Consider the following 25,371-nt stretch of genomic DNA (forward strand, 5'->3'; position numbering starts at 1 on the left):
CGCTGACCCCGGGCGCGCGACGGCCTCCCCGCCGCGCGCCCGGTGCGGGTGAAAGGAAGGGCGCCTTCGTCATGAAGGCGCCCTTCCTGCTTCTCATAGGTCGCTACCGCAGGCCGTCCGCGTCGACGACGGCCTGGGCGAACGGCCCCGGCGCCTCCTGGGGCACGTTGTGGCCGATGCCCTTGAGCGTGCGGTGCTGGTACGGGCCGGTGAACCGGGCCCGGTAGGCCTCGCCGTCGCCGGGCGGCGTGAACGGGTCGACCTCGCCGTCGACCGTGATCGTCGGAACACCGATCGTCGGCCCCTTCGCCAGCTGTGCCTCCAGCTCGTCGTGGCGCGGGTCGCCCTGCGCCAGGCCCAGCCGCCAGCGGTAGTTGCCGATCACGATCGGCACGTAGTCCGGATTGTCGAACGACGCCGCCGTCTGGTCGAAGGTCGCGTCGTCGAACTTCCACGTCGGCGAGTTGAACGTCCAGATCAGCTTCGCCAGGTCGTGCCGGTTCTTGTCGAGGCCGAGCCTGCCGCGCTCGGTGCTGAAGTAGTACTGGTACCACCACGCCCACTCCGCCTTGGGTGGCAGCGGCTGCGCCTGGGCCGCCCGGTTGGTGATCAGGTAGCCGGTCACCGAGACCAGCGCCTTGACCCGCTCCGGCCACAGCGCGGCCACGATGTCGGCGGTACGCGAACCCCAGTCGTACCCGGCCAGCACTGCCTGCCGGATGCCGAGCGCGTCCATCAGCGCCACGAGATCCAGGGCGAAGGCCGACTGCTCGGCGGTCCGGGGCGTCGCCGCGTCGCGGAACCGCGTCGTGCCGTGGCCGCGCAGGTGCGGGGTGATCGCCCGGTAGCCCTTGGCGGCCAGCAGCGGCGCGACGGCGGTGTAGCTGTGGATGTCGTACGGCCAGCCGTGCAGCAGGAACACCGGGCGTCCGTCGGCGGGGCCGGTCTCCACGTAGCCGACGTTCAGCTCGCCCGCGTCGATCTGGCGTACCGGGCCGAACGCCGGCGGCACCCGCGCCACCCCGTGCGCCGCCGGACTCGCCGGGACCGGTCCGGCTGCGTGGGCTGCGCCTGCGGCGTGAGCCGTGGCGGGCGGCACGACGAGGCCGCCCAGCCCGGCCACCGCCCCGGAGCCGAGGATCTTGCCGAAGGTGCGCCGGTCGATCATCCGGAACCTCCCACGAGGTGTCGACGGAGGACAGCGGGTGCGAAAACCACCGCGGCGTGGCGACGCGCGGGCTGCTGTGCCCGGCCTCGGACGCTACCTCGCCAGGCTGGCAAGCGGGCGGTTTCCGCCGCATGCCGCCGCGCCGTGCCACCGTGCGGGCGCGATCGCGGCGCGGACGGAATGATGGAGGCATGTCGCTGGAGAGGCTCGATCTGAGCAGCCCCGTCGCCCGGCTCGGATTCGGGCTGGCCGCGGTGGGTCGGCCGGGATACATCAACCTGCACCGCGACCGGGATCTGCCCGTCGCGCGGACCGTCGAGGCGATGCGGGAACGCACGTACGCGCTGCTCGACGCCGCGTACGCGGCCGGGGTGCGCTACGCCGACGCGGCACGCTCGTACGGCCGCGCCGAGGAGTTCCTGGCCGATTGGCTCGGCTCGCGCGACGTCGCGGACATGGTGGTCGGGAGCAAGTGGGGCTACACGTACACCGGGGGCTGGCGGGTCGACGCCGAGGTGCACGAGACCAAGGACCACGGACTCGGGGTGTACGAGCGGCAGCTCGTGCAGACGCGTGCGCTGCTGGGGGAGCGGCTGGACGTGTACCAGATCCATTCGCTGACCGTGGAGAGCCCGGCGCTGGCCGATACCGCGCTGCACCGGCGGCTGGCCGAGCTGGCCGCGACCGGGGTGACGATCGGCTTCTCCAGCAGCGGGCCGAGGCAGGCCGACGCGATCGACGCGGCCCTGCGGATCGAGGTCGACGGGGTGCCGCTGTTCCGCAGCGTGCAGGCCACCTGGAACCTGCTGGAGCCGTCGGCGGGCCGGGCCCTGGCCGCCGCCCGCGCCGCGGGGTGCCACGTGATCGTCAAGGAGGCGATGGCCAACGGGAGGCTGGCCGAGCCGTCCGCGGAGCTCGGGGTGCTGGCCGAGGTGGCGGCGGAGGCGGGTGCGCCGCAGGACGCCGTCGCGCTGGCGGCCGTGCTGCACCAGCCGTGGTCCGGGGTCGTCCTGTCCGGCGCGGCGACCACGGCACAACTGGCGTCCCACCTGGCCGCGTCCCGCGTGGACCTGTCCGCCGACCAGCTCACCCGGCTCGCGACCCTGGCCGAACCCGCCGACCACTACTGGAAGCACCGCGCCACCCTGCCCTGGACCTGACCCCGCCCCCGCCGGCCGCACACCGCCTCGGCCGCGCGGACCCCACCCCACCTACCCCACTGCGATAGACGTTGGCCTATGACGTCGAAAATAAGTAGATCAAATTCAACGTAATAGGCCAACGTCTATGAAAAACGAGGGCGGCGCGCCCCCGTCAGCTGGTGGTGCGCAGGGCGGTGGCCACGGCTTCGGCGGCGGCGGGGGCGTCGTCGCCGGTGGCGCGGACGGTGACGGTCTCGCCCGCGGTGGCGCCGAGGGCCAGCAGGGCCAGGACGCCGCGGGCGTTGGCGACTTTGGCGCCGTAGACGATCTCGACCGTGCTGGTGAACCTGGCCGCGGTGACGACTATCTGGCCCGCCGGGCGGGCGTGCAGGTGGGCGGGCAGGACGACGGTGAGTTCAGAGCTTTCGGGCATGCCAGGCCTCCTCCGCCGCGTCGGCGACCGTGTCCAGGTCCGCGCCGGTGGCCGCGATGACGGCGGCGGCCACCGCGCCCTCGACGAACGGGGCGTCGACCAGGCGCACCTGAGGGTTGGGATGGTCCTCCAGCAGGGCCTTCGCGGTGAGCACCGAACTGCCCAGGTCGGGCAGGACGATCACGCCCGCACCGGAGCCCGCCTCGGCGATCGCGTCGCGGATCAGCTCGTACGAGGTGCCCAGGCCGCCGTCGTCGTCGCCGCCCGCCACGGTCACCGCGACCGCGTCGCCGGCCACCTGCCGCAGCAGCTCGCGCAGCCCGGCTGCCAGATCGGGACTGTGCGAGACGAGGACCAGCCCCACGGTGCCGCTCATGTGGGGATGGTAGCCCCGCGGGCCGGTAAACCGGGCGGGGTGCGCCGAGTCGGGGCAGGATGGACTTACGACGCCCACCGGCGGCGCGACGGTCGCGTCCCCGGGCCGCTGTGACGGGTCAGGGGCGACGCTGGTGGGGAGTCCTCGGTGGTTCGCCGTTCAGGCGGGCCGCCGGGACGAGCCACTGGCGGAGTGAAGGGAGCCCGGCCGTGAAGAAGTTCATCAACCACCCCGACGCGGTGGTCCGTGAGGCGCTGGTGGGTCTGGCCGCCGCCCATCCGGAGCTGCGGGTGGACCTGGAGCAGCAGATAGTGGTCCGGGCCGACGCGCCCAGGGCCGGCAAGGTCGGACTGATCTCCGGCGGCGGGTCGGGCCACGAGCCCCTGCACGCCGGTTTCGTGGGGCTGGGCATGCTCGACGCGGCCTGCCCGGGGGAGGTGTTCACCTCGCCGGTGCCGGACCAGATCCTCGCCGCGGGCAAGGCGGTCGACGGCGGGGCCGGGGTGGTGCACATCGTGAAGAACTACACCGGTGACGTGATGAACTTCCAGCTCGCCGCGGAGCTGTCGGCCGACGAGGGCATCGAGGTGCACTCGGTGCTGGTCGACGATGACGTGGCGGTGGAGGACTCGACGTGGACCGCGGGCCGCCGGGGTACGGGCGCGACGATGCTGGTCGAGAAGATCGCCGGGGCGCTGGCCGAGGAGGGCGGGGACGCGGCCTCGGTCGCCGCGCTGGGTACGCGGGTCAACGAGGCCAGTGCGTCGTTCGCGATCGCGCTGAGCCCGTGTACCACGCCCGCCGCCGGGCGGCCGGGGTTCGAGCTGGGCGAGGACGAGATGGAGGTCGGCGTCGGCATCCACGGCGAGCCGGGCCGCCGCCGGGAGAAACTGCTGCCCGCCCGCGACATCGCGACGATGACGCTGGAGGCGATCCTGGCGGCCAAGCCGGTCGCCGCGGGCGAGGACGCGATCGTGCTGATGAACGGGCTCGGCGCGACCCCGCTGATCGAGCTGTACCTGCTCTACGGGGAGTTCGCGGGGCTGCTGGAGTCGGCCGGGGTGCGCATCGCGCGCAACCTCGTCGGCAACTTCGTGACCAGCCTGGACATGGCGGGCATGTCGCTGACGATCTGCCGGGCCGATCCGGAGCTGCTGCGGCTGTGGGACGCCCCGGTGCGTACGCCGGCGCTGCGCTGGGGGGTCTGATGGACGTCACCTTGGCCAGGGCCTGGCTGGACGCGGCGGCGGACGCCATCGCGGCCCAGGCCGATCAGCTGACCACGCTGGACGCCGCGATCGGCGACTCCGATCACGGGGTGAACATGAAGCGCGGGTTCGGTGCGGTGCGCACCGCGCTGGACGGGGCCGCGCCGGACGGGGTGGGCGCGGTGTTCACGCTGGCCGGGTCGACGCTGGTGTCGAAGGTCGGCGGGGCGGCGGGGCCGCTGTACGGCAGCGCGCTGCGGGCGCTGGGCAAGTCCCTGCCGGACGGGCCGCAGGTGGACGCGGCGGCGTTCGGGGCGGGGCTGCGCGCGGGTCTGGAGGCGCTGCGGAAGCTGGGCGGGGCCGCGCCGGGCGACAAGACCATCGTGGACGCGTACCTGCCGGCGGTGGACGCCTACGACGCGGCGGTCCGCCAGCACGGTGGTGACGCCGACGGCGGGCTGGCCGCCGCCGCCCGTGCCGCCGCGACGGCGGCCGCCGAGGGCATGCGGGCCACGGTCCCGTTGCAGGCCCGCAAGGGGCGCGCGTCGTACCTCGGCGAGCGCAGCATCGGGCACCAGGACCCCGGCGCCACCTCGACCTGGCTGATCTTCCAGGCCCTGGCGGACGCCGTCGCGCCATGAGGCCCGAGGTCTACTGCGGGGTCGCGGGCGCGCCCGGAGTCGCGGTCGGTGTGCTGCGCCATCAGGCGTACGGCAGCAGCGGCGAGCCGGTGGCCGCCACCGCGGACCAGGTCGGGGCGGCGTTCGACGCGGTCGCGGCCCGGCTGCGCTGCACCGCGCAGGGCATGCGCGAACGGGGTGAGCACGGCACCCCGGCCGACATCCTGGAGGCGACCGCGCTCATCGCCGACGACCCGGACCTGCGCTCGGCCGCGATCGGCGGCGTCGAGAACGGCACCCCGGCGGACCGGGCGGTGCTGGACGCGGCGGAACGGTACGCCGGGGTGCTGGCCGGGCTGTCGGATCCGACGCTGGCCGCCCGCGCCGCCGACGTGCGCCAGATCGGACGCCGCGTCGTCGAGCAGCTGCGATCCGGGGCCGGGCGGTCCGCCGGGCCCGGCGAGGAGCCGGTGATCCTGGTCGCCGAGGAACTGGGCGCCGACGACCTGCTCGACCCGTCGGTGCCGGTGGTGGGCGGGGTCTCGCGACTGGGCGGGCCGAACGCGCACGTGGCGATCGTGGCGCGGGCGCTGGGCGTGCCGCTGCTGTTCGGGGTGAACGTGCCCGCGTCGTCGGGGGGCCGCCAGGCGGTGCTGGACGCGGTGGTGGCGACCCTGACCGTGTCCCCGACGCCGCACCGGCTGGAGGCCGCGCAGCGGGCCGCCGCGGCGGCCCGGCAACGGCGCGACGAGCTGGCCGCGCTGCGCGACCAGCCCGCGGTGACCCGGGACGGCACCCCGGTGCGGCTGCTGGTCAACGTCTCCACCGCGGCCGACGCGGTGGCGGGCCTGGCGGCCGGGGCGCTGGGGGCGGGGCTGATCCGCACCGAGGTGGCGTTCCTGCACGCGGGGCACTGGCCGACCCGGTCCGAGCACGCCGCGGCGCTGCGGCCGGTGCTCGCGGCGCTGGCCGGGCACACGGCGACCGTACGCACGCTGGACTTCGCGCCGGACAAGCTGCCACCGTTCCTGTGGGGCACCTCGTCGCGCCATCGTGGGCTGGAGCTGATGCTGGACGCCCCACGGGCGCTGGCAGACCAGTTCGCGGCGATCCTCGACGAGGCCGACGGGGCGAGGCTGCGCGTCATGATCCCGATGGTGGTCTCGGTGGCCCAGCTGGACCGCTGCCGTGAGCTGCTCGACGCGGCGGCGGCCGCGCACGGGGTGCCGTCGCCGCCGCTGGGCGCGATGATCGAGCTGCCGGAGGCGGTGGTGGCGGTCGACGAGCTGGCGGCGGCGGCCGACTTCCTGTCCATCGGCAGCAACGACCTGACGGCGGCGCTGCTGGGGCTGGACCGGCGTGATCCGGCGCTGACGCCGGGCCGGATCGCCGATCCGGTGGTGCTGTCGGCGGTGGTGGCGGTGGTGCGGGCGGGCCGCCGGCACGACCGGGACGTGTCGGTGTGCGGGGACGCGGCGGGCGACCCGGCGCTGGTGCCGCTGCTGCTGTCGGCGGGGTGCCGGATCCTGTCGGCGGCCCCGACGGCGCTGGACGAGGTGCGCGCGGCGGTTCGTGACACGACGCTGGACCCCGGCGAAATAAAGCCCATCTAGTACGCATCACCCCCGACGAACGCATACCCGGCAGCGGGTATCGGAGAGCGATCCAGGCAGGACGTGATTCGTTCTATGCTGGACTCGTAGCGCGAGTGGATCACCGTTTTCGGTGGTCGGCGGCGGTTTTGCCGCGACGGCACACGACATCTCCGCGCGCCGCACGGCCTCGCCGCCCTTACCCGCGGACACCTCTGGGGGGCGGACAGACATGGCAAGTTCCGGGACGGCAACAGTGGACAGGCCGAGCCACACGAAGGGACTGTGGCGCGAGCTGAGCGCCGAGTTCGCCGGCACCATGATCCTGATTTTGTTCGGCGTCGGCGTGGTGGCCCAGGTCGTCGGCGGCGGCCTCGGCGACCACGACAGCATCTCCTGGGCTTGGGGCCTGGGCGTGACGATGGGTGTGTACGTCGCGGCGCGGATCAGCGGCGGCCACCTCAATCCGGCGGTGACGTTCTCGCTGGCCCTGTTCAAGGGTTTCCCCTGGATCAAGGTGCTGCCCTACATCGTCGCGCAGTTCCTGGGCGCGTTCGTGGCCGCGCTGATCGTCCGGTGGAACTACACCGAGGTGCTGCACAAGGTGGACCCCGGCCTCACCATGAAGACGCAGGGCGTGTTCTCCACCCTGCCCGGCAACGGCGCGCTGCCGATCGGCACCTGGGGGGCGTTCCGTGACCAGATCATCGGCACGGCGATCCTGCTGTTCGTGGTGCTGGCGCTGACCGACCTGCTCAACCTGCCGCCGCTGGCCAACCTGGCCCCGCTGATGATCGGCCTGCTGGTGGTCGGCATCGGGATGGCCTGGGGCACCGCGGCCGGCTACGCGATCAACCCGGCCCGTGACTTCGGGCCCCGGCTGGCGTCTTATCTGACCGGTTACGAGTCCGCGTTCCGAGATCAGTATGGGAATCTCTATTTCTGGGTGCCGATCGTCGCCCCGCTCATCGGCGGACCGCTGGGCGCCTGGCTGTACCAGGTCCTGGTCGGCCGGTACCTCACGGCCGAGCAGGTGGAAGAGGCGAGCACGCCGGTCGGCACGGTCGGGGTGAAGGAGTCGGGCACGTCCGAGAACGACGCGTGAGCCGTGCCAGGGACGATCAGGGAGAGGACGCGAGATGGCTGACTTCGTGGGTGCGATCGATCAGGGGACGACGAGCACACGGTTCATGATCTTCGACCGGGGCGGCAACGAGGTCGGCAAGCACCAGCTGGAGCACAAGCAGTACCTGCCGCAGGCCGGCTGGGTGGAGCACAATCCGCTGGAGATCTGGGAGCGGACCAGTGCCGTCATCCGCACGGCGCTGGCCCAGAGCAAGTTGCAGGCCTCCGACCTGGCCGCGGTCGGCATCACCAACCAGCGCGAGACCACCGTGGTCTGGGACCGCCGGACCGGGCGGCCGTACTACAACGCCATCGTCTGGCAGGACACCCGCACCGACCGCATCGCGTCCGCGCTCGACCGCGACGGCCGCGGCGACACCATCCGGCGCAAGGCGGGGCTGCCGCCCGCGACGTACTTCTCCGGCGGCAAGATCCAGTGGATCCTGGAGAACGTCGAGGGCGTACGCGAGGCGGCCCAGCGCGGCGACGCCCTGTTCGGCAACACCGACGCCTGGACGCTGTGGTACCTGACCGGCGGCTCCGACGGCGGCGTGCACATCACCGACGTCACCAACGCCAGCCGCACCATGCTGATGAACCTGGAGACGCTGGACTGGGACGACGAGCTGCTGTCGTTCTTCGACATCCCGCGCTCGATGCTGCCGGAGATCCGGCCGTCGTCGGACCCGTCGCTGTACGGCACGACCCGGGCCGGCGGGCCGTTCGCCGGGGAGGTGCCGCTGCCGGCGACGCTGGGCGACCAGCAGGCGGCCACGGTCGGGCAGGTGTGCTTCTCGCCCGGCGAGGCGAAGAACACCTACGGCACCGGTAACTTCATGCTGCTCAACACCGGCACGGAGCTGGTCCGCTCCAAGTCTGGCCTGCTGACCACGGTCTGCTACCAGTTCGGCGACCAGCCCGCGGTGTACGCCCTGGAGGGCTCCATCGCGGTGACCGGCTCGGCCATCCAGTGGCTGCGCGACCAGCTCGGCATCATCAGCGGCGCGGCGCAGAGCGAGTCGCTGGCCCGGCAGGTCGAGGACAACGGCGGCATGTACTTCGTGCCCGCCTTCTCCGGCCTGTTCGCCCCGTACTGGCGCTCCGACGCGCGCGGGGTGATCGTCGGCCTGTCGCGCTACAACACCAACGCGCACCTGGCCCGCGCCGCGCTGGAAGCGATCTGCTACCAGTCCCGCGACGTGGTCGAGGCGATGGAGAAGGACTCCGGGGTGGCGCTGGAGTTCCTCAAGGTCGACGGCGGCATCACGGCGAACAAGCTGTGCATGCAGCTGCAGGCCGACATCCTCGGGGTGCCGGTCAGCAAGCCCGTGGTCGCCGAGACGACCGCGCTGGGCGCGGCGTACGCGGCCGGGCTCGCGGTCGGGTTCTGGCAGAACACCGACCAGCTGCGCGAGCAGTGGCACGAGGACCAGCGCTGGGAGCCGACCTGGAGCGACGAGCAGCGCGAAGAGGGCTACAAGGGCTGGAAGAAGGCCGTCGAGCGGACCCTGAACTGGGTCGAGGTCGGGTAAGGGGCCCACGATGGACGTCGTCGCGCTTTCCGCTGAGTCGCGCCGTCAGGCGCTGGCCGACATGGCCGCACGTGAACTGGACATCCTCGTGATCGGCGGGGGCGTGGTCGGGGCCGGGGCGGCGCTGGACGCGGCCACCCGGGGCCTGAGCACCGGGCTGGTCGAGGCGCGGGACTGGGCCTCGGGCACGTCCAGCCGGTCCAGCAAGCTGATCCACGGCGGCCTGCGCTACCTGGAGATGCTGGACTTCGGCCTGGTCGCCGAGGCGCTCAAGGAGCGGGCGCTGCTGCTCACCCGGCTCGCCCCGCACCTGGTCAAGCCGGTGAAGTTCCTCTACCCGCTGACGCACCGGGTGTGGGAGCGGCCGTACGTCGGGTCGGGCGTGCTGCTGTACGACATCATGGGTCTGGGCACCGGCAACGGTCGCGGGGTGCCGCACCACCGGCACCTGAGCCACCGCCGGGCGCTGCGCGAGGCCCCGTGTCTGAAGAAGGCGTCGCTGGTCGGCGCGGTGCAGTACTACGACGGCCAGGTCGACGACGCCCGGCACACGATGACCGTGGTGCGCACCGCGGCGTCCTATGGCGCGATGGTCGCCAACCGGGCCCGGATCAACGAGTTCCTGCGCGAGGGGGAGCGGGTCGTCGGCGCGCAGGTCGAGGACGTGGTGACCGGTGAGATGTACGAGATCCGCGCGAAACAGGTGATCAACGCGACCGGGGTGTGGACCGACGAGACGCAGCGTATGGCCGACACCCGCGGGCAGTTCCACGTACGCGCCTCCAAGGGCGTGCACCTGCTGGTGCCGCGGGACCGCATCCAGTCGCGCACCGGGCTGATCCTGCGCACCGAGAAGAGTGTGCTGTTCGTGATCCCGTGGGGGCGGCACTGGATCGTCGGCACCACCGACACCGACTGGAACCTGGACCTGGCCCACCCGGCGGCCACCGCCAGCGACATCGAGTACATCCTGGAGCACGTCAACTCGGTGCTGGTCACCAAGCTGACCCAGGCCGACGTCGAGGGCGTGTACGCCGGGCTGCGCCCGCTGCTGGCCGGGGAGTCCGAGGAGACCAGCAAGCTGTCCCGCGAGCACCTGGTCGGGCACCCGGTCCCGGGGCTGGTCGTCATCGCGGGCGGCAAGTACACCACGTACCGGGTGATGGGCAAGGACGCCGTCGACGAGGCGGTGCGCGGCATGGACCAGCGCATCCCGGAGTCGATGACGCACGAGGTGCCGCTGGCCGGGGCCGAGGGCTACAAGGTGCTGTGGAACCGGCGGCACCTGCTGGCCCAGGAGTCGGGCCTGCACGTGGTGCGCATCGAACACCTGCTCAACCGGTACGGCTCGATGATCCACGAGGTGCTGCGGCTGATCGCCGACGATCCCACGCTGGCCGACCCGCTGCCCGGCGCCGACGACTACCTGGGCGCGGAGGCCGTGTACGCGGCTTCGCACGAGGGCGCGCTGCACGTCGACGACGTGCTGGCCCGGCGTACCCGGGCGTCGATCGAGACCTGGTCGCGCGGGGTGCAGGCGGCCCCGACGGTGGCCCGGCTGATGGGCGGCGTGCTCGGCTGGACCGACAAGGAGATCGAAGAGGAGATCGAGGTGTACGCGGCCCGCGTGCAGGCCGAGCGGCAGTCGCAGGAGGAGCCCGACGACGAGTCGGCCGAGGAGGTTCGGCTGGCTGCGCCCGATCTTGGATGATCGCGTTCTAATGTGATTTCATGCGAATCGTCCCAGTAGTGCGTGATGTCAGATTCTGGAGCGCCACGCTGCTGGCGGGCGCACTGCTGCTCGGCGGGTGCACGGGCTCGCCGCCCGCGCGCCCGGGGCCGATGGGCATCGAACCGGGCCTGGAAGGCGACACCCCGGCCGAGGTCGACCTCGCCGGGATCGGGGACCCGTACTTTCCGAACTACGGCAACGGCGGTTACGACGTCGCGTCGTACGCGCTGAAGGTGACGTTCGACCCGGCGTCCGGGCAGCTCGACGGGACCACGACGGTCAAGGCCAAGGCGACCGTCCCGCTGGACCGGTTCCATCTCGACCTGATCGGTCTCGACGTCGCGTCCGTGGTGGTCGAGGGCGATCCGGCCGAGGTCAGGCGGGACCGCGACGAGCTGGTGGTCACCCCGGCCAAGCACATCGACTCGGGGCAGGCGTTCACGGCGGTCGTGAAGTACAGCGGCAAGCCCGGGGAGGTCCGCGCGCGCGACGCCGAGCACAACGGCTTCTACGTGAGCAAGGACGGGGCGGTGGCGATCGGCGAGCCGCAGTCCGCGGCGGCCTGGTTCCCGGTCAACGACCACCCGAGCGACAAGGCGCTGTACACCATCGACCTGACCGTGCCGAACAAGCTGTCCGGGCTGAGCAACGGACTGCTCAAGGGGAAGAAGACCGACGGCGACTGGACCACGTGGAGCTGGAACGTCACCTCACCGATGGCGTCCTACCTGGCCACGATGGTCGTCGGCGACTACCGGGTGACGCAGACCGAGCACCGGGGCAAGCCCGTGATCTACGCGGTGGCCTCGGCGATCCCGGCGGGGGAGGCCGACCGCAACCTGGCCCGCACGACGGAGGTCGCCGACTTCCTGGAGGGGCTGTTCGGGCCGTACCCGTTCGACGCGTACGGCGGCATCGTCGTCGGCGACAACCGGGTCTCCGACGAGCTGGAGAACCAGACCCGGCCCATCTACCTGCCCAAGACCTGGGAGAAGGGGTCGGACACGATCATCCTGGCGCACGAGCTGGCGCACCAGTGGTTCGGTGACAGCGTCTCGGTGCAGAACTGGCGCGACATCTGGCTCAACGAGGGCTTCGCGACGTACGCCGAGTGGCTGTGGGACGAGCACCAGGGCGGGCGGACCGTGCAGGAGCACTACGACCGGCGCTACCGCGACCGCAAGGACCGGATGTGGCGGGTGCCCACCGCCGACCCCGGCAGCGACGGCATCTTCTCCAGCAGCGTCTACGAGCGCGGCGCGATGACCCTGCACGCCCTGCGCAAGCTCGTCGGCGACGACAGGTTCTTCACCATCATGCGCACCTGGACCGCCGAGCAGCGCGACGGCAACGCCAGCACCGCGGAGTTCGTCACCCTCGCCGAACGCATCGCCGCCCGCCCCCTCGACGCCTTCTTCCAACCCTGGCTCTACGGCAAAACCCGCCCCGAATGACCCACCACCCACCACCCCTGATCCGCAACTCTTAAAAAGTCGCGCCTACCCCGGACTCCGGTAGGCGCGACTTTTTAAGAGTTGCGGCAGGGGTGTGGGCGGCAGGGGTGTGGGCGGCAGGGGTGTGGGGTCATGGGGCGAGGGGGGAGTGGTTGAGGCCGTGTTCGGTCAGCTGTTCGGTCATGTAGGCGACGACGGTGGCGATGAGGACCACGGGGGTCATGGCGAAGCCGAGGGGGCCCAGGAGGAGGACGACGAGGACGACGGCGCTGACGGGGAGGGGGAGCATGGCGACGGTGGCGGCGGCCATGCCGGCGGCCATCGCGGGGACCGCGCCGAAGCCGGGTAGCGGGCCGGCGAGCACGCCGAGGATGCCGCCGAGGCTGACGGCGGGGAAGATCGGGCCGCCGCGCAGGGCGGCCAGGGACAGCGCGTAGCCGAGGCCCTTGAAGACGACCAGGGCGACCAGGGCCGCTTCGGGCCAGGCGTGCGGGTCGGCGGCCAGCGCGGCCAGGGTCTGCTGGCCGGACAGCGCCACCTCGGCCGGGGACCGTCCGGTGAGCAGGGCGTACACGGAGGCGCAGACGCCGACGCCGAGCGCGGCCAGCACCGTCGCCGACAGCGGGCGCGCGGCGACGCGGGGGGCGAGCTGCTTGGCGAGGCCGCGTACCAGGCGGATGCCGACGGCCGCGACGACCGCCACCGGCAGCGCCCACAGCAGGTCGGCGATGTCGGGGCGGATGACACTGCCGGGCGGGATGGGCAGGGTCAGCGAGCCGATGGGCAGGCCGGACCACAGCCCGAGACCGGTGAACACGATCGCGCCGACACCTGCCGCGAGCAGGCACGGGATCACCACGGCGGACAGCGCCGCGCCGCTGAGCTGCACCATCTCGATCAGCAGTACGGCAGCGACGATGGGGCTGCCGAAGATGGCGGCGATGGCGGCCGCCGCGCCCGCGCCGCTGATGATCAGGGCGCGGCGGCTGCCGGGGGCGACGCCGAACGCGTGGGCGGCCAGCAGCGCGAGTCCTCCGCCACCGGCGATCAGCGGAGCCTCGGGCCCGAGGACGGCGCCGAGCGGCAGGCTCAGCAGTGCCGCGACCAGCACCCAGGGCAGTTCGGCGGGTTGCGGCGGCGGGCCGCCCATACCGTCGACGGGGGTGTGCCCGCCGTGGCCGGGCGCCCAGCGGGCCACCGCACCGACGCCCAGCCCGGCCACGGCCAGCAGCGGCAGCGGCCACCACCAGGGCGGCTGGTCACCGCCGAACAGGTGCTGCGGGATGGTGTGCCACATCTGGTGCTCGGCGGCGTGCAGGACGGCCAGGAAGCCGAACGCGACCAGCGACACCGGCACGCCGAGCAGCCCGGCGATGCCGAGCAGGCGCAGGTAGTCCGGGTGGCGGATCAGCTCCAGGGCGCGATCCCGGACCTGCTGTGGGGACACTTCCGACATATAACCACGCTAGGTGTTTCGCCCGGTGAGCGTGGCGGGATGACCGACGTGCCCGGCGGTGCTCGTTTCCGGACGCTGAAGCGTCCGGAAACGAGCCCGTCCTCACGCGGCTACCGGTGCCTCCAGGGCGTGCCGGTCCCAGTTGGCCAGTTCTGCTTCGGCCTCGTAGGTGCACTGCAGGAACGCCATCAGCGTCGCGTCCGGGTCGTCGGCGGTGCGCACCACCTCGTACGGCAGCAGGAACTCGCCCAGTTCCGTGTCGTAGTGGGCCTGCCCCGGCGAGATCGGCCAGTCCCGGAAGCCGGGCGGCTCGGGGTAGGCGTACGCGTAGAACGCGCCCTCCTCGCCCCCGCCGGGCCAGAAGCCGCAGCTGCTCACCTCGTGGTCGTAGGCCAGGCGGCTGACCCGGTCGGGGCAGTTGGGCACCCCGCCCGGATGCGGCGGAGCCTCCTCGCCGGAGAACCGGGTCACCGCGAGGTCCAGTGCGCCCCAGAACAGGTGCACCGGGCTGACCTTGCCCTGGAAGCGGGCCCGGAACGCGGTGAACACCCGGTGCATCTGCACCGTCGCCAGCCAGAACCGGTGGGCGTACACCGGGTCGTAGACGCAGTGCTGCTCGTCGGCCGCGAACGGGATCGCCACCGGCAGCTCCACCGGCCGGGCCATGATGTCGACCGGCATGCCGAGCGCGTCCAGTTGCAGCATCACGGCCGCGTAGAAGTCGGCGACACTGCGCGGGCGCAGCTCCACCTCGCGGCTCTCGCCGCCGGTGGTGTGCAGGTCGAGCACGTGCCGCTGGAAGTCGAAGGTGATCTCCAGCCCGGCGGATCCGTACGGCATCAGCGACGTGGTGAAGCCGCGGGTGGAGACGTAGAGCGGCACCTGCCACCAGTGGTTGATCATCGGTTCGAGTGCCAGCCGCACCTTGCCCACGACCTGGGTCCACAGGTGCAGCGTGTCCCGCGTGTCCGACCACTGCGCGAGCGTCAACGCAGGCCAGACTCCCTTGCTGGTCACCTGTCCAGCATGCCGGAGCCGGGCCGGGCGCGGCGGCCGTTCGGCGCGGTCGGCGGCGTTACCGTCGGTGGATGGCGAAGGCGGACGGCGGGTTTCTGCGGTGGGTGGAACTCGACGAGGACGGGGCGGACCTGACGGCGTACCCGTTCGCGCTGCCCGTGGTGGCCGGGTTGCGCAAGGCGGGGCGGCTGGAACTGGACCCGAAGGTGACGTTCCTGGTCGGCGACAACGGCACGGGCAAGTCGACGCTGATCGAGGCGATCGCCGTGGCGGCCGGGTTCAACCCGGAGGGCGGCTCGCAGAACTTCGCCTTCGCGACCCGCGCCAGCGAGTCCGTGCTCGGCCGGCACCTGACGCTGGTCCGCGGTCTGCGCAAGCCACGCACCGGGTTCTTCCTGCGGGCGGAGTCGTTCTACAACGTCGCCACCGAGATCGAGCGGCTGCAGGCGCAGGGCTCCTACGGCGGCCACAGCCCGCACGAGCGCTCGCACGGCGAGTCGTTCCTGGACCTGGTCACGCACCGGTTCGGGCCGCAGGGGCTTTACCTGCTCGACGAGCCGGAGGCGGCGCTGTCGGTGTACGGCTGCCTGGCCGTGATCGCCCGCATCCAGGAGCTGACCGCGCAGGGCTCGCAGTTCGTGATCGCCACGCACTCGCCGATCCTGCTGGCCGTTCCCCGGGCGCGCATCCTGCAGTTCGACGGCGCGGGCGCGATCACCCCGGTCGGCTTCGACGAGGCCGAGCCCGTGGCACTGACCCGGTCGTTCCTGGCCGAGCCGCGGCTGTACCTGCACCACCTGCTGTCCGGGCCGGACCCGGACAGCAGACGGGACGTGGGCTAGCCGCCGAGCTGGAACACGTTGATGCGGCTGAGCTGCGCGTCGATGAAGGTCAGCGCGCTTTCCGCGTCGTACGTGGCCACCAGCGTCAGCTCCGTGGTGGGCAGGTAGTCCCGGCCCGGATCGCCGACCAGCACCCGCGCGCCGCGGTCGGCGGCCCGCCGCAGGAACGGCAGCACCCGCTCGGCCATCTCGTCGCTGTAGAACACGTCCCCGGCCAGCACGAGGTCGGCGTCGCCGCCGTCACCGTCGAGCAGGTCGCCCTGTCGGCCTGTCACGGTCACCCCGTTGGCCCGCGCGTTCAGCTCGACCGCCGCGATGGCGTACGGGTCGATGTCGTTGGCGGTCACCGTGGCCGCCCCGGCCAGCCCGGCCGCGATCCCGGCGAGGCCGGAGCCCGCGGCGAGGTCGAGCACCCGGCGTCCGCGCGCCACCTCGGGGTTGTCCAGGACATAGCGCGCCACGCCCTGGCCACCGGCCCAGGCGGACGCCCAGAACGGCGTCGTCAGGGCCTGCCCCGCCTCGGCTTCCATCCGGGCCCACCACACGATCGCGTCGACCGCGAGGTGCAGGCGGATCTCGGGCACGAGCGGCACGGGGGTCAGGCTGAGCCGGTCCAGCCCGTCGCTGTGCGCGGGGAGTGTCTTGTCCTTGAGGTCGTGCATTGCGTAATCAACGCGACCTGTCACCCGCTCAGCATGCCGGACTCGTCGCTCCATCGGTCGCAGAATCGCCCTGTTCGTCGGCAAAAGTCATCCTTCCCGTGCATGGCGCGCTAGGGTCAGCGGTTGTGGGGCAATGGCCGCACCGCGCAGTGCGGTGCGGGGCAGTCGACGGCCCCTGAGAGGGATTCATGGCAACCGGCACCGTCAAGTGGTTCAACGCTGAGAAGGGCTTCGGCTTCATCGAGCAGGACGGCGGGGGTGCGGACGTTTTCGTCCACTACTCCGCCATCTCCGGTGGCGGATACCGCGAGCTCCAAGAGGGCCAGCAGGTCGAGTTCGAGGTCACCCAGGGCCAGAAGGGCCCGCAGGCGGCCAACGTTCACCCGCTCTGATCAGTGCAGCACAAGGGCGTCCCCGTCACCGTACAGGTGACGGGGACGCCCTTCCCGTTCGGCCCCGACGTCAGGCCCCGGCCAGCGCCGGTTCCACCGGGGCACCGGTGTCGATGCCCACCGTGGGCTCGACCGGCCGCAGGGCCAGCGCCAGCACGTCGGCGACATCGGACAGCACGTGAATCGTCAGACCCTCGCGCACGTCCGCCGGGACGTCGTCCAGATCCGGCTCGTTGCGCGCCGGGATGATCACCTCGGTGAGGCCCGCCCGGTGCGCCGCCAGCAGCTTCTGCTTGACGCCGCCGATCGGCAGCACCCGCCCGTTCAGCGTGACCTCGCCGGTCATGCCGAACTCCGGCCGGACCGGCCGTCCGGACGCGAGCGACGCCAGGGCGGTGACCATGGTGATACCGGCACTCGGGCCGTCCTTGGGCACCGCGCCCGCGGGCACGTGCAGGTGGATCCGCCGCCCGGCCAGCGCGTTGGGGTCCAGCCCCAGCTGGCGGCCGTGCGAGCGCAGGTAGGACAGCGCGATGTGCGCCGACTCCTTCATCACGTCGCCGAGCTGGCCGGTCAGGGTCAGCCCCGGCTCGCCGTCCATCGAGGTCGCCTCGATGAACAGCACGTCGCCGCCCGCCCCGGTGACCGCGAGTCCGGTCGCGACACCCGGGGTCGCCGTACGCTCCGCCGACTCCGGGGTGAACCGGGGACGGCCCAGGAACTCCTTGAGGTTGCCGTTGTCGACCTGCACCTGCCCGCTGTCGGCCGCCTGCTTGACGGCGACCTTGCGCAGGATGCGGGCCAGGGCGCGCTCCAGCTGGCGTACGCCCGCCTCGCGGGTGTGCTCGGCGGCGATCGCGCCCAGCGCCCCGTCGCTGATCGACACCTCGTCGGCGGTCAGGCCGGCCCGGTCGAGCTGGCGGGGCAGCAGGTGGTCCCGGGCGATGGCGACCTTCTCCTGCTCGGTGTAGCCGTCCAGGGTGACCAGCTCCATCCGGTCCAGCAGCGGGCCGGGGATGGTCTCCACCACGTTCGCGGTGGCCAGGAACAGCACGTCGGACAGGTCGAGGTCGACCTCCAGGTAGTGGTCCCGGAAGGTGTGGTTCTGCGCCGGGTCGAGGACCTCCAGCAGGGCCGCGGCCGGATCGCCGGCGTACCCCGCGGAGATCTTGTCGACCTCGTCCAGCAGCACCACGGGGTTCATCGAGCCCGCCTCGCGCAGCGCCCGGACCAGGCGGCCCGGCAGCGCGCCGACGTAGGTGCGCCGGTGACCGCGGATCTCGGCCTCGTCACGCACGCCGCCCAGCGACACCCGGACGAACTTGCGGCCGAGCGCGTTCGCGACGGACTCGCCGAGGCTGGTCTTGCCCACCCCGGGCGGACCGGCCAGGGCCAGCACCGCACCGGAACCGCGCCCGCCGACCTTCTCCAGGTTGCGGGCCGCGCGGCGGTTGCGCACCGCCAGGTACTCCAGGATGCGTTCCTTGACGTCGTCCAGGCCCGCGTGGTCGGCGTCCAGCACCGCCCGCGCCGCGGCGAGGTCGGTGTTGTCGTCGGTGCGCACGTTCCACGGCATCTCCAGCACCGTGTCCAGCCAGGTGCGGATCCAGCTCGTCTCCGGGGAGGCGTCGCTGGCGCGCTCCAGCTTGCCGACCTCGCGCATCGCCGCCTCCCGCACGTTGGCGGGCAGATCGGCGGTTTCCACGCGGGACCGGTAGTCGGCCGAGCCCTCCGGCTCGTCCTCGCCCAGCTCCTTGCGGATCGCGGCCAGCTGCTGGCGCAGCAGGAACTCGCGCTGGGACTTCTCCAGGCCCTCGCGCACCTCGCTGTTGATCTTCTCGGAGACCTCCTGCTCGGCCGCGTGCCCACGCGCCCAGCCGACCAGCAGCTCCAGCCGCGCCGTCACGTCCGGCGAGCCGAGCAGCTCGACCTTCTGCGCCAGCGTCAGCCACGGGGCGTACCCGGCCGAGTCGGCCAGCTCGCCCAGGTCGGTCATCCGCTCCACGGCGTCGACGACCTGCCACGCGCCGCGCTGCTGCAGCTCGGCGACGACCAGGGCCTTGTACTCGCGGGCCAGCTCCTTGGCGCGGCCGGCCGGTTCCGGCTCGGTGACCAGGGTCGCCTCGACCCACAGCGCCGCGCCCGGTCCGGGCACACCGGAGCCGATCCTGGCCCGGGTCACGCCACGCAGCACAGCGGCACGCTCGCCACTGGGCAGGCGGCCGACCTTCTCGATCACGGCGGTCACGCCGTACGTGCCGTACTCGCCGTCCAGGCGCGGCACGGCCAGCACGGTCTTGTCACCGGACGCCCGCGCCGCGTCGATCGCGGCCTGGGTGTCCGGCTGGAGCGCCACCGCCACCACGTTGCCGGGCAGCAGAACGGCGTCGTCCAGGGGAAGAACGGGGAGTGTGGTCATCGTCGACACCTGCCATTCTGAACTTGAGTCTTACCCACTCAAGTCCAGGACGACCTTGGTTGTTCCCTCAACCAAAGCGTGTGACCCACGCCACTCCCGCCCCGCGCTCCGCTCGCACCCCGCATCATGATCGTCCGCCTTGCCTGGCAGGTGTGCGTATCTCGCGGCGCCATGCGCACAGGTGCCAGGCAAGTCGGACGATCGAGGACCGGGCAACGGCCTCAACGGCGGCAACCCGCCGTGCGGGTCAGCAATTCCCGCGCGGGATGTACAGGGGCCGGTCGGTCTCCTCGGCACCGGGCGCGCCGACGAGCGCGGCCTCGACCAGCGTCGCCTCGACCAGCGTGGCCTCGGCGTGGCTGGGCTCGGGCGTGTCGGCGGGTTCGGCCTGGCTCCCGGACTCGCCGTGGACCTCGGCTGCGGCCTGGCCGGGCTCGGCGTGGCCCTCGGGTGCGGGCTGGCCGCCGGGCGCGGTGTGGATCTCGACCTCGGTCTGGCTCGCGTTCTCGACGTCGGCGGCCCCGGCAGCGGGCGCGGCTTCGGAGCGCGCCGCGGGCACGGACGGCGTCCCCTGGTCGGCCGCGGGCGCGGCTTCGGCGGGTGCGGCCGGGGTGTCGAAGGAGGCGGCGCCCGCGGCCATCATCGCCGCGAACTCGTCCGTGGCCGACGGCTCGGCCGCGGGCAGCTCGGCGGCGAGCGCGGCGGACGTGCCCGGCTTCGGGGCGAGCAGGCCGATGGCCAGGCCGGTGATCACCGGCATCACCGAGTAGGAGGACGCGACGTCGGTGAAGTAGACGTCCAGGCCGATGTTGAACGCGCCGCCCAGGTAGAGGCCCAGATCACCGGCGGTGGTGACGGCCGCCCAGACCAGGCCGACGAAAACGCCCTCGGGGCCCGCCGCGTCGGGGCGCTTACGCAGGTAACGGACGGCGAAGCCGAGGACCAGCGCGACCATCGTGGTCAGCTTGATCGACTCGTACAGTGCCTCGTGCTTGCCCTCGGCGGGCAGCAGGATCAGCGAGATGCCGACCATGCCGAGCCACACTCCCAGCCCGTATCCGAGCACGCGCGACGACCTCATGGGCGATTCCTCCTTTTGACGCGGGATTCTCACCTTGCTAACCGTTGTGGGCGGTGTGAGGTCGCTGCCCCGGCCGGGCTGGTGTGTGTCCCGCTGCGGTTAGCCCAGTGGCCGTGGCCCCTGGGCTGCCCGTCGGGCTAGGCGACCAGCGCGGGCGCGAGTTCGGCTGAGCGGCCGGCGACCGCGCCGCCGATCAGGTCCAAGGCTTGGGCGTACGCCATCGGTGGCAGTCGCCGCCCGTCGCGCAGCCGCAGCGAGACCTCGCCCGCGTCGGCCTCGCGGGAGCCGATGACCGCCAGATAGGGAACCCGCCGCTGCGAGGCCTCGCGGATGCGCAGCCCCAGTGAGCCGTCGAAGCTTACCGACGCCCGCAGCCCGGCGCGTTGCGCCTGGTCGGCGAACTGCCGCGCGGCCGCGTCCTGGTCCTCGCCGACCGGGGCGACGGCCAGCTGCACGGGCGCGTACCAGGCCGGGAACGCCCCCTGGTGCACCTCCAGCAGGTGCGCCATCAGCCGCTCCATGCTGCCGACGATGCTGCGGTGCACCATCACGGGCCGGGCCGGGTTGCCGTCCCGGCCGGTGAACGACAGGTCGAACCGCTCCGGCTGCGCGAAGTCCACCTGCACGGTGGCCAGGGTCCACTCCCGACCCGCCAGATCCCGTACCTGAATGTCGATCTTCGGCCCGTAGAACGCGGCCTCGCCCGGCGCCTCCTCGAACGGCACCCCCGCCTGCACCAGGGCGTCGCGCAGCAGCGCCTCGGCCCGCGCCCAGTCCTCGTCCGCGCCCAGGTAGCCCGCCCCCGGCCCGCGCAGCGACAGCCGGTAGCCGTCGGCCGCGAAGCCCAGCGCCGGATGGATCCGCGCGCACATCTCCAGCACCAGCGCGACCTCGGCGCCGACCTGGTCGAGCGAGCAGAACACGTGCGCGTCGTTGAGCGAGATCGCCCGCACCCTGCTCAGCCCGCCGACGACGCCGGAGCGCTCGGCGCGGTACATGCCGCCGATCTCGGCGATGCGCACCGGCAGCTCGCGGTAGGACCGGCCACGGGAGCCGAACACCATCGCGTGGTGCGGGCACAGGCTCGGGCGCAGCATCAGCGCCTCGGCGTCGTCGTCCGGGGCGTCAGGATCGTCGGACATCGCCGGGAACATGTCGTCGCCGAACTTGGCCAGGTGCCCCGACCTCTGGAACATCTGGCGTTTGGCCAGCGGCGGTGAGTAGACGTGCTGGTATCCGGCGAGGCGTTCCTCCTCGCGGACATGCTCCTCGATGGCGTGGCGGGCGGCGGCCCCGGCGGGCAGCCACAGCGGCAGCCCCGCGCCGATCATCGGCTCGGAGTGGTAGATCTCGAGTTCGCGGCCGAGGCGGCGGTGGTCCTTCACGGTGTGCTCCCTGGGTGAGAAACGGCCGGGGCACACGTGGGGCGGATACGCGTCAGCCCCGGGGCGTGTGCCCCGGGGCCGACGGTCGACTGAAGTTCAGCAGGTCAACGCGTACGAACGCCGGGACGTCCCGGCGTCGTCGTGCTGACCAGACGCTGATGCATGACAGCACGATAGCGCAGCGGCCGCGCCCCGGGGCAAGCGATATCCGTCACCGAGGTACTTTCGACGTGAGGACCCGGAGGTGAGCCGTGGGGCACTGGTACGAGTCGAGCATCGACCGGCAGATCCGCGAGGCGGCCGAACGCGGCGAGTTCGACGACCTGCCCGGCGCGGGCAAGCCGCTGCCCGGGGCGGGCGAGGTGCTGCCCGACGACTGGTGGCTGCGCGACCTGGTCCAGCGCGAGAACCTGTCCGCCGCGATCCCGGCCACCCTGCTGCTGCGCCGCGACCTCGAGGACCTGCCCGAGGCCGTCGCGAAGAAGACCTCCGAGCAGGCGGTACGCGCGTACGTCGCGGAACTGAACGTGCGCGTGGTCCGCGCCCACCGGGGCGAACTGGCCGGTCCCGCCATCGCCCTGGCCCTGGTCGACGCCGACGACGCCGTGCGCCAGTGGCGCGCCCGCCGCGCCCGCTGAACGAAGAAGGGCACCTTCCCATCGGCCTTGCGGTGACTGCCCAGGTCAGCCGAAGGGCTGCTGGTCGGGCTGGCAGACCGTGCCTTTCGGCGGCGTGACCAGGTCGACGAGGTAGCGTTCGCGGGCCTGGTCGACGCACGCGCTGGGGACCTGGTAGCTCGGGTGGCCGTAGCCGTTCAGGGTGAGCAGTACGGCGTTGCCGAGCAGCTTCTCGGTGGCCTGGGCGTTGTGGTACGGCGTGCCGGGGTCGTGCCGGGCGCTGATCAGCAGCACCGGCGTCTTCGTCGGGGCGTTCCACGGCCCGGCGTAGCGGTCCGTGTCGTCGGCGGGCCAGTTCGCCGCGCACGGCGCCCACAGCCACCAGCCCAGTACGGCGCCCCACAGCTTGCCCGCCGCGGTGAACCGGGCGATCTCCTGCGGCCACTGGGACACCGGTGTGCGGGCGCTCCCGTCGACGCAGCTGATCGCGGCTGACGTGGTCGCCGCGGCGAAGCCCGCCGGGCTCTGCATCTGCCGGGCCGAGGTGAGCAGCGCCGACGCGTCGCCCGCCGCGGCGGCGTCGAGGTCCTCGGCGAACTGCGGCCAGGTCAGCGGCAGGCGCAGCGGGTTGAACGTGGACATCTGCAGGTCGCCGTAGCTGAGCGTGCCGGGCGGGTCGGCGTGCGGGGCCGGGATCGGCGCGCGGCGGGCCATGGCGAACAGCGCCTCGACCCGCTGCGTGACGGGTTCGCCGTGCCCGGCCAGCGCGCAGCGGCCCGGCGCGGCCTCCTGGCACAGCTTCATGAACTGCGCGAAGACCTCGTCGGCCGAGGAGACGTTGTCGGCGGTGCGCGTCTCGGCGCTGGTGGTGTACTCGACCGCGTCGACGATGCCGTCGAGCATCATCGCCCGGGTCCGGCCGGGGAACAGGTTGAGGTACGTCTGGCCGATCATCGAGCCGTAGGACAGCCCGACGTAGGTGAGCTGCTCGTCGCCGACGAGGGCGCGCAGCGCGTCCAGGTCGCGGGCCGTGTCGGCGGTGGAGATGTGCGACAGCAGCTTGCCGCTGACCTCGCCGCACCGGCGGGCCAGGTCGACGGCTCTGGCCTCGTACGCCTTCGACTGCTCGGTGGTCGACGGGATCGATACGCCCTGCCAGAACGTGGTCTGCTCAGCCTCGCTGGGGAAGCATCTGACGGGCGAGCTGCCCTCGGTGCCGCGCGGGTCCCAGCCGATGACGTCGAAGCGCCCGCCGCCCCACGCGTCGAAGTCGTCCCCGCCGCCGCGCACCAGCTCGACGCCGCTCTGGCCGGGTCCGCCAGGGTTCATGAACATCGACCCGATGCGCTCCTGCGGGCGGCTGGCCAGGTGGCGGATGACCGCGAGCTCGATCCGCGGCCCGTCCGGTTCGGACCAGTCCAGCGGCACCGGCACCTTGGCGCACTGGAACCGCTCGGCCAGGCCCTCGCAGCCGGTCCACACGATACCGGGCGGCTCACGCCGCGCGGCCGTCATCGCGTCGGGCGTCGCGGCACATCCGGCGGCCAGGCAGGCCGCGACGGCGACCGCGACGGCCCGTAGCCCGGCGCGGACGCGCCCGATCATGTCACCCCTCGCCACGACGATCCCCCGTTCGTCACCGCTTCCGCCGCCGACCGAACGGCCCCTGCCGTCAGGCGTCGCGCAGCAGTGGGCAGGTCATGCAGTGGCCGCCGCCGCGTCCTTTGCCGATCTCGAAGCCGTCGATCTCGACGACCTCGATGCCCGCCTCGCGGTACCGGCGGTTGCTGTAGACGTTCTTCGAGTACGCCACGACCACGCCCGGCGACAGCGCGACCACGTTGTTGGCGCAGTCCCACTGCTCGCGCTCCTGCTGGGCCTCGTCGCCGCCGGTGGTGACGACCCGCAGGTCCTTCTCGTGGGCCAGCCCGATGGCGTGCGCGACGGCGCCCAGGAAGCTGTCCTCGGCGGTGACGGCGAGCGTGCCCTCCTTGTCGCCGGGGCGGATGCTGTACGCCGTGGTGCCGTCGATGACCTTCGGGTAGACGGTGACGGTGTCGCGGTCCATGAACGTGAACACCACATCCAGGTGCATGAACTGGCGTTTGCGCTCCAGCTGCACCGCGATGATGCGCTCGGCCGCGCCCTTGGCGAACAGCCGCCGTGCCAGGATCTCCACCATCTGCGGAGTGGTGCGCTCGCTGATGCCGATCAGGACGGTGCGGTTGCCGACCGGCATCACGTCGCCGCCCTCGATCGACGAGCGCCCGAAGGACTGTATGTCGAACTCGTCGTGCTCGTCGCTGCCCGCGTCCGGGAACCAGAAGTTGATCTTCTCCTGCCGGAACATCGGGTGGAAGCGGTACACCGTGCCCAGGTTGACGGTCTCCAGCTGGCGCGAGGGCCAGTACATGGGGTTCAGCGAGACGCCCTCGTAGATCCAGCACGAGGTGTCGCGGGTGAACAGGTGGTTGGGCAGCGGCGGCAGGATGAACGACGAGCCGACCGTGGTCGCCACGGCCAGCGAGCGCGCCGCGAGCCGGTCGTCGTCGGCGAACTGCATCAGCTCGGCCCGGGTCACCCCGCCGGTCAGATGTGTCGCGAGGGTCTTGGGGTCCATGCTGCCCAGCGCCTCGCGCACCGCGTCGACCATGGCCGGGCCCACCGTGTACGGGCTGACGGTGTGCCCGATGACCCATTCGCGCGCCTCGGGCGAGGCCAGGGCCTCGGTGAGCAGGTCGTGCAGGAGGAACACCTCGACGTCGCGGGCGCGCAGCTCGGCGACGAACTGGTCGTGCTCCTGCTGCGCGCGCTCGACCCACAGCACGTCGTCGAACAGCAGCTCGCCGCGGTTGGACGGGGTGAGGCGGCGCAGCGCCAGGTCGGGGCGGTGCACCAGCACCTTGCGCAGCGTGCCGACCTCCGAGTGGACTCCGAATCCGGTCATCGCGCACTCCTTCGCCGCAGCCCTCCCGCCCCCGCCGCTGCCCCGAATGCTACGTCCGTTTCATGTCCTTCGCGCCGGATCGCCTGTTCCCGCAGCGGGGGCAGCCCTCACCCGAAGCGAAGGAAGGGCACCTTCACAACGCTCCGCGTTGTGGAAGGTGCCCTTCCCATC

General features: G+C 72.4%; 22 protein-coding genes. 11 read left to right on the plus strand and 11 right to left on the minus strand.

Features of this window, described 5'->3' with window-relative positions:
• Nucleotides 1–103 precede the first annotated feature (103 nt).
• The gene (locus HAV40_RS22500) at nt 104–1,168 is read right to left on the minus strand and encodes an alpha/beta fold hydrolase (RefSeq protein WP_166384391.1); all 1,065 of its coding nucleotides are present in this window, start codon (nt 1,166–1,168) and stop codon (nt 104–106) included.
• A gap of 191 nt (nt 1,169–1,359) precedes the next feature.
• Here HAV40_RS22500 and HAV40_RS22505 point away from each other — a divergent pair, with 191 nt between their 5' ends.
• Nucleotides 1,360–2,328, plus strand: a complete 969-nt coding sequence (locus HAV40_RS22505) for an aldo/keto reductase (protein WP_166384393.1) — start codon at nt 1,360–1,362, stop codon at nt 2,326–2,328.
• Between the two features lie 154 nt (nt 2,329–2,482).
• On the opposite strand, the gene HAV40_RS22510 is transcribed toward HAV40_RS22505, so the two are convergent.
• Together HAV40_RS22510 and dhaM are read right to left on the minus strand one after the other, a co-directional pair.
• The gene (locus HAV40_RS22510; protein WP_166384395.1) at nt 2,483–2,743 is read right to left on the minus strand and encodes an HPr family phosphocarrier protein; all 261 of its coding nucleotides are present in this window, start codon (nt 2,741–2,743) and stop codon (nt 2,483–2,485) included.
• On the minus strand, nt 2,727–3,119 hold the full coding sequence (dhaM, locus tag HAV40_RS22515) for a dihydroxyacetone kinase phosphoryl donor subunit DhaM (RefSeq protein ID WP_166384397.1): 393 nt from the start codon (nt 3,117–3,119) through the stop codon (nt 2,727–2,729). Before dhaM ends, HAV40_RS22510 begins: the two co-directional genes overlap by 17 nt.
• A gap of 209 nt (nt 3,120–3,328) precedes the next feature.
• Here dhaM and dhaK point away from each other — a divergent pair, with 209 nt between their 5' ends.
• The 7 genes from dhaK to HAV40_RS22550 all read left to right on the plus strand — a co-directional run bounded on the left by dhaK (nt 3,329) and on the right by HAV40_RS22550 (nt 12,382).
• Nucleotides 3,329–4,327, plus strand: a complete 999-nt coding sequence (gene dhaK / locus HAV40_RS22520; RefSeq protein WP_166384399.1) for a dihydroxyacetone kinase subunit DhaK — start codon at nt 3,329–3,331, stop codon at nt 4,325–4,327.
• Nucleotides 4,327–4,968: a dihydroxyacetone kinase subunit DhaL gene (gene dhaL, locus HAV40_RS22525; protein ID WP_166384401.1), complete on the plus strand. Its 642-nt coding sequence runs from the start codon at nt 4,327–4,329 to the stop codon at nt 4,966–4,968. Before dhaK ends, dhaL begins: the two co-directional genes overlap by 1 nt.
• A complete protein-coding gene (locus HAV40_RS22530; RefSeq protein WP_166384403.1) occupies nt 4,965–6,560 on the plus strand; it encodes a putative PEP-binding protein in 1,596 nt (531 codons plus the stop codon). The genes dhaL and HAV40_RS22530 overlap by 4 nt, the downstream gene beginning before the upstream one ends.
• Before the next feature lie 298 nt (nt 6,561–6,858).
• On the plus strand, nt 6,859–7,644 hold the full coding sequence (locus HAV40_RS22535; protein WP_239087072.1) for an MIP/aquaporin family protein: 786 nt from the start codon (nt 6,859–6,861) through the stop codon (nt 7,642–7,644).
• A 34-nt stretch (nt 7,645–7,678) separates the two neighbouring features.
• Complete coding sequence (glpK, locus tag HAV40_RS22540; RefSeq protein WP_166384407.1) at nt 7,679–9,196, plus strand: glycerol kinase GlpK; 1,518 nt, start codon at nt 7,679–7,681, stop codon at nt 9,194–9,196.
• Nucleotides 9,197–9,206: 10 nt separating this feature from the next.
• On the plus strand, nt 9,207–10,907 hold the full coding sequence (locus HAV40_RS22545; protein ID WP_166384409.1) for a glycerol-3-phosphate dehydrogenase/oxidase: 1,701 nt from the start codon (nt 9,207–9,209) through the stop codon (nt 10,905–10,907).
• Between the two features lie 38 nt (nt 10,908–10,945).
• Complete coding sequence (locus HAV40_RS22550) at nt 10,946–12,382, plus strand: M1 family metallopeptidase (RefSeq protein WP_239087070.1); 1,437 nt, start codon at nt 10,946–10,948, stop codon at nt 12,380–12,382.
• A 130-nt stretch (nt 12,383–12,512) separates the two neighbouring features.
• Here the strand turns inward: HAV40_RS22550 and HAV40_RS22555 are convergent, their stop codons facing one another.
• Together HAV40_RS22555 and HAV40_RS22560 are read right to left on the minus strand one after the other, a co-directional pair.
• The gene (locus tag HAV40_RS22555) at nt 12,513–13,838 is read right to left on the minus strand and encodes a chloride channel protein (RefSeq protein ID WP_166384412.1); all 1,326 of its coding nucleotides are present in this window, start codon (nt 13,836–13,838) and stop codon (nt 12,513–12,515) included.
• A gap of 102 nt (nt 13,839–13,940) precedes the next feature.
• Nucleotides 13,941–14,855, minus strand: a complete 915-nt coding sequence (locus HAV40_RS22560; RefSeq protein WP_203672237.1) for a DUF5996 family protein — start codon at nt 14,853–14,855, stop codon at nt 13,941–13,943.
• 71 nt (nt 14,856–14,926) lie between these two features.
• Between HAV40_RS22560 and HAV40_RS22565 the strand changes: the two genes are divergently transcribed.
• A complete protein-coding gene (locus tag HAV40_RS22565; RefSeq protein WP_166384414.1) occupies nt 14,927–15,697 on the plus strand; it encodes an AAA family ATPase in 771 nt (256 codons plus the stop codon).
• Here HAV40_RS22565 and HAV40_RS22570 read toward each other — a convergent pair.
• On the minus strand, nt 15,694–16,359 hold the full coding sequence (locus HAV40_RS22570; protein ID WP_166384416.1) for a class I SAM-dependent methyltransferase: 666 nt from the start codon (nt 16,357–16,359) through the stop codon (nt 15,694–15,696). The two genes, HAV40_RS22565 and HAV40_RS22570, sit on opposite strands and share 4 nt — an antisense overlap.
• A gap of 188 nt (nt 16,360–16,547) precedes the next feature.
• Here HAV40_RS22570 and HAV40_RS22575 point away from each other — a divergent pair, with 188 nt between their 5' ends.
• Entirely contained in the window at nt 16,548–16,751 is a 204-nt protein-coding gene (locus HAV40_RS22575; RefSeq protein WP_144124622.1) for a cold-shock protein, read from the plus strand.
• A 70-nt stretch (nt 16,752–16,821) separates the two neighbouring features.
• Here the strand turns inward: HAV40_RS22575 and lon are convergent, their stop codons facing one another.
• From lon to thrS, 3 genes are all read right to left on the minus strand, one after another.
• Nucleotides 16,822–19,170 (minus strand): endopeptidase La, encoded by a 2,349-nt coding sequence (gene lon, locus HAV40_RS22580; RefSeq protein WP_166384418.1) that lies wholly within the window; start codon nt 19,168–19,170, stop codon nt 16,822–16,824.
• Nucleotides 19,171–19,417: 247 nt separating this feature from the next.
• Complete coding sequence (locus HAV40_RS22585) at nt 19,418–20,251, minus strand: hypothetical protein (protein ID WP_166384420.1); 834 nt, start codon at nt 20,249–20,251, stop codon at nt 19,418–19,420.
• Between the two features lie 137 nt (nt 20,252–20,388).
• The gene (gene thrS, locus HAV40_RS22590; protein ID WP_166384422.1) at nt 20,389–21,636 is read right to left on the minus strand and encodes a threonine--tRNA ligase; all 1,248 of its coding nucleotides are present in this window, start codon (nt 21,634–21,636) and stop codon (nt 20,389–20,391) included.
• A 251-nt stretch (nt 21,637–21,887) separates the two neighbouring features.
• Here thrS and HAV40_RS22595 point away from each other — a divergent pair, with 251 nt between their 5' ends.
• Nucleotides 21,888–22,274, plus strand: coding sequence for a DnaJ family domain-containing protein (locus HAV40_RS22595; RefSeq protein WP_166384424.1), 387 nt, complete (start codon nt 21,888–21,890; stop codon nt 22,272–22,274).
• Between the two features lie 45 nt (nt 22,275–22,319).
• On the opposite strand, the gene HAV40_RS22600 is transcribed toward HAV40_RS22595, so the two are convergent.
• Entirely contained in the window at nt 22,320–23,858 is a 1,539-nt protein-coding gene (locus HAV40_RS22600) for an alpha/beta hydrolase (RefSeq protein WP_166384426.1), read from the minus strand.
• Between the two features lie 67 nt (nt 23,859–23,925).
• Nucleotides 23,926–25,200: an arginine deiminase gene (locus HAV40_RS22605; protein WP_166384428.1), complete on the minus strand. Its 1,275-nt coding sequence runs from the start codon at nt 25,198–25,200 to the stop codon at nt 23,926–23,928.
• Between the last annotated feature and the right edge of the window lie 171 nt (nt 25,201–25,371).

It is taken from the genome of Catellatospora methionotrophica (genome assembly GCF_011297335.1).
GTDB classification, from domain to species: domain Bacteria; phylum Actinomycetota; class Actinomycetes; order Mycobacteriales; family Micromonosporaceae; genus Catellatospora; species Catellatospora methionotrophica.

Excerpts from the sequence above, each read along its gene's own strand:
- HAV40_RS22500 (WP_166384391.1), bottom strand. The coding sequence starts at position 1,168 with ATGATCGACCGGCGCACCTTCGGCAAGATCCTCGGCTCCGGGGCGGTG.
- HAV40_RS22600 (WP_166384426.1), bottom strand. The coding sequence starts at position 23,858 with ATGATCGGGCGCGTCCGCGCCGGGCTACGGGCCGTCGCGGTCGCCGTC.
- HAV40_RS22555 (WP_166384412.1), bottom strand. The coding sequence starts at position 13,838 with ATGTCGGAAGTGTCCCCACAGCAGGTCCGGGATCGCGCCCTGGAGCTG.
- HAV40_RS22530 (WP_166384403.1), top strand. The coding sequence starts at position 4,965 with ATGAGGCCCGAGGTCTACTGCGGGGTCGCGGGCGCGCCCGGAGTCGCG.
- HAV40_RS22570 (WP_166384416.1), bottom strand. The coding sequence starts at position 16,359 with ATGCACGACCTCAAGGACAAGACACTCCCCGCGCACAGCGACGGGCTG.
- HAV40_RS22505 (WP_166384393.1), top strand. The coding sequence starts at position 1,360 with ATGTCGCTGGAGAGGCTCGATCTGAGCAGCCCCGTCGCCCGGCTCGGA.
- dhaL (WP_166384401.1), top strand. The coding sequence starts at position 4,327 with ATGGACGTCACCTTGGCCAGGGCCTGGCTGGACGCGGCGGCGGACGCC.
- lon (WP_166384418.1), bottom strand. The coding sequence starts at position 19,170 with ATGACCACACTCCCCGTTCTTCCCCTGGACGACGCCGTTCTGCTGCCC.
- HAV40_RS22565 (WP_166384414.1), top strand. The coding sequence starts at position 14,927 with ATGGCGAAGGCGGACGGCGGGTTTCTGCGGTGGGTGGAACTCGACGAG.
- HAV40_RS22575 (WP_144124622.1), top strand. The coding sequence starts at position 16,548 with ATGGCAACCGGCACCGTCAAGTGGTTCAACGCTGAGAAGGGCTTCGGC.
- HAV40_RS22535 (WP_239087072.1), top strand. The coding sequence starts at position 6,859 with ATGATCCTGATTTTGTTCGGCGTCGGCGTGGTGGCCCAGGTCGTCGGC.
- HAV40_RS22510 (WP_166384395.1), bottom strand. The coding sequence starts at position 2,743 with ATGCCCGAAAGCTCTGAACTCACCGTCGTCCTGCCCGCCCACCTGCAC.
- glpK (WP_166384407.1), top strand. The coding sequence starts at position 7,679 with ATGGCTGACTTCGTGGGTGCGATCGATCAGGGGACGACGAGCACACGG.
- HAV40_RS22585 (WP_166384420.1), bottom strand. The coding sequence starts at position 20,251 with ATGAGGTCGTCGCGCGTGCTCGGATACGGGCTGGGAGTGTGGCTCGGC.
- dhaM (WP_166384397.1), bottom strand. The coding sequence starts at position 3,119 with ATGAGCGGCACCGTGGGGCTGGTCCTCGTCTCGCACAGTCCCGATCTG.
- HAV40_RS22545 (WP_166384409.1), top strand. The coding sequence starts at position 9,207 with ATGGACGTCGTCGCGCTTTCCGCTGAGTCGCGCCGTCAGGCGCTGGCC.
- HAV40_RS22605 (WP_166384428.1), bottom strand. The coding sequence starts at position 25,200 with ATGACCGGATTCGGAGTCCACTCGGAGGTCGGCACGCTGCGCAAGGTG.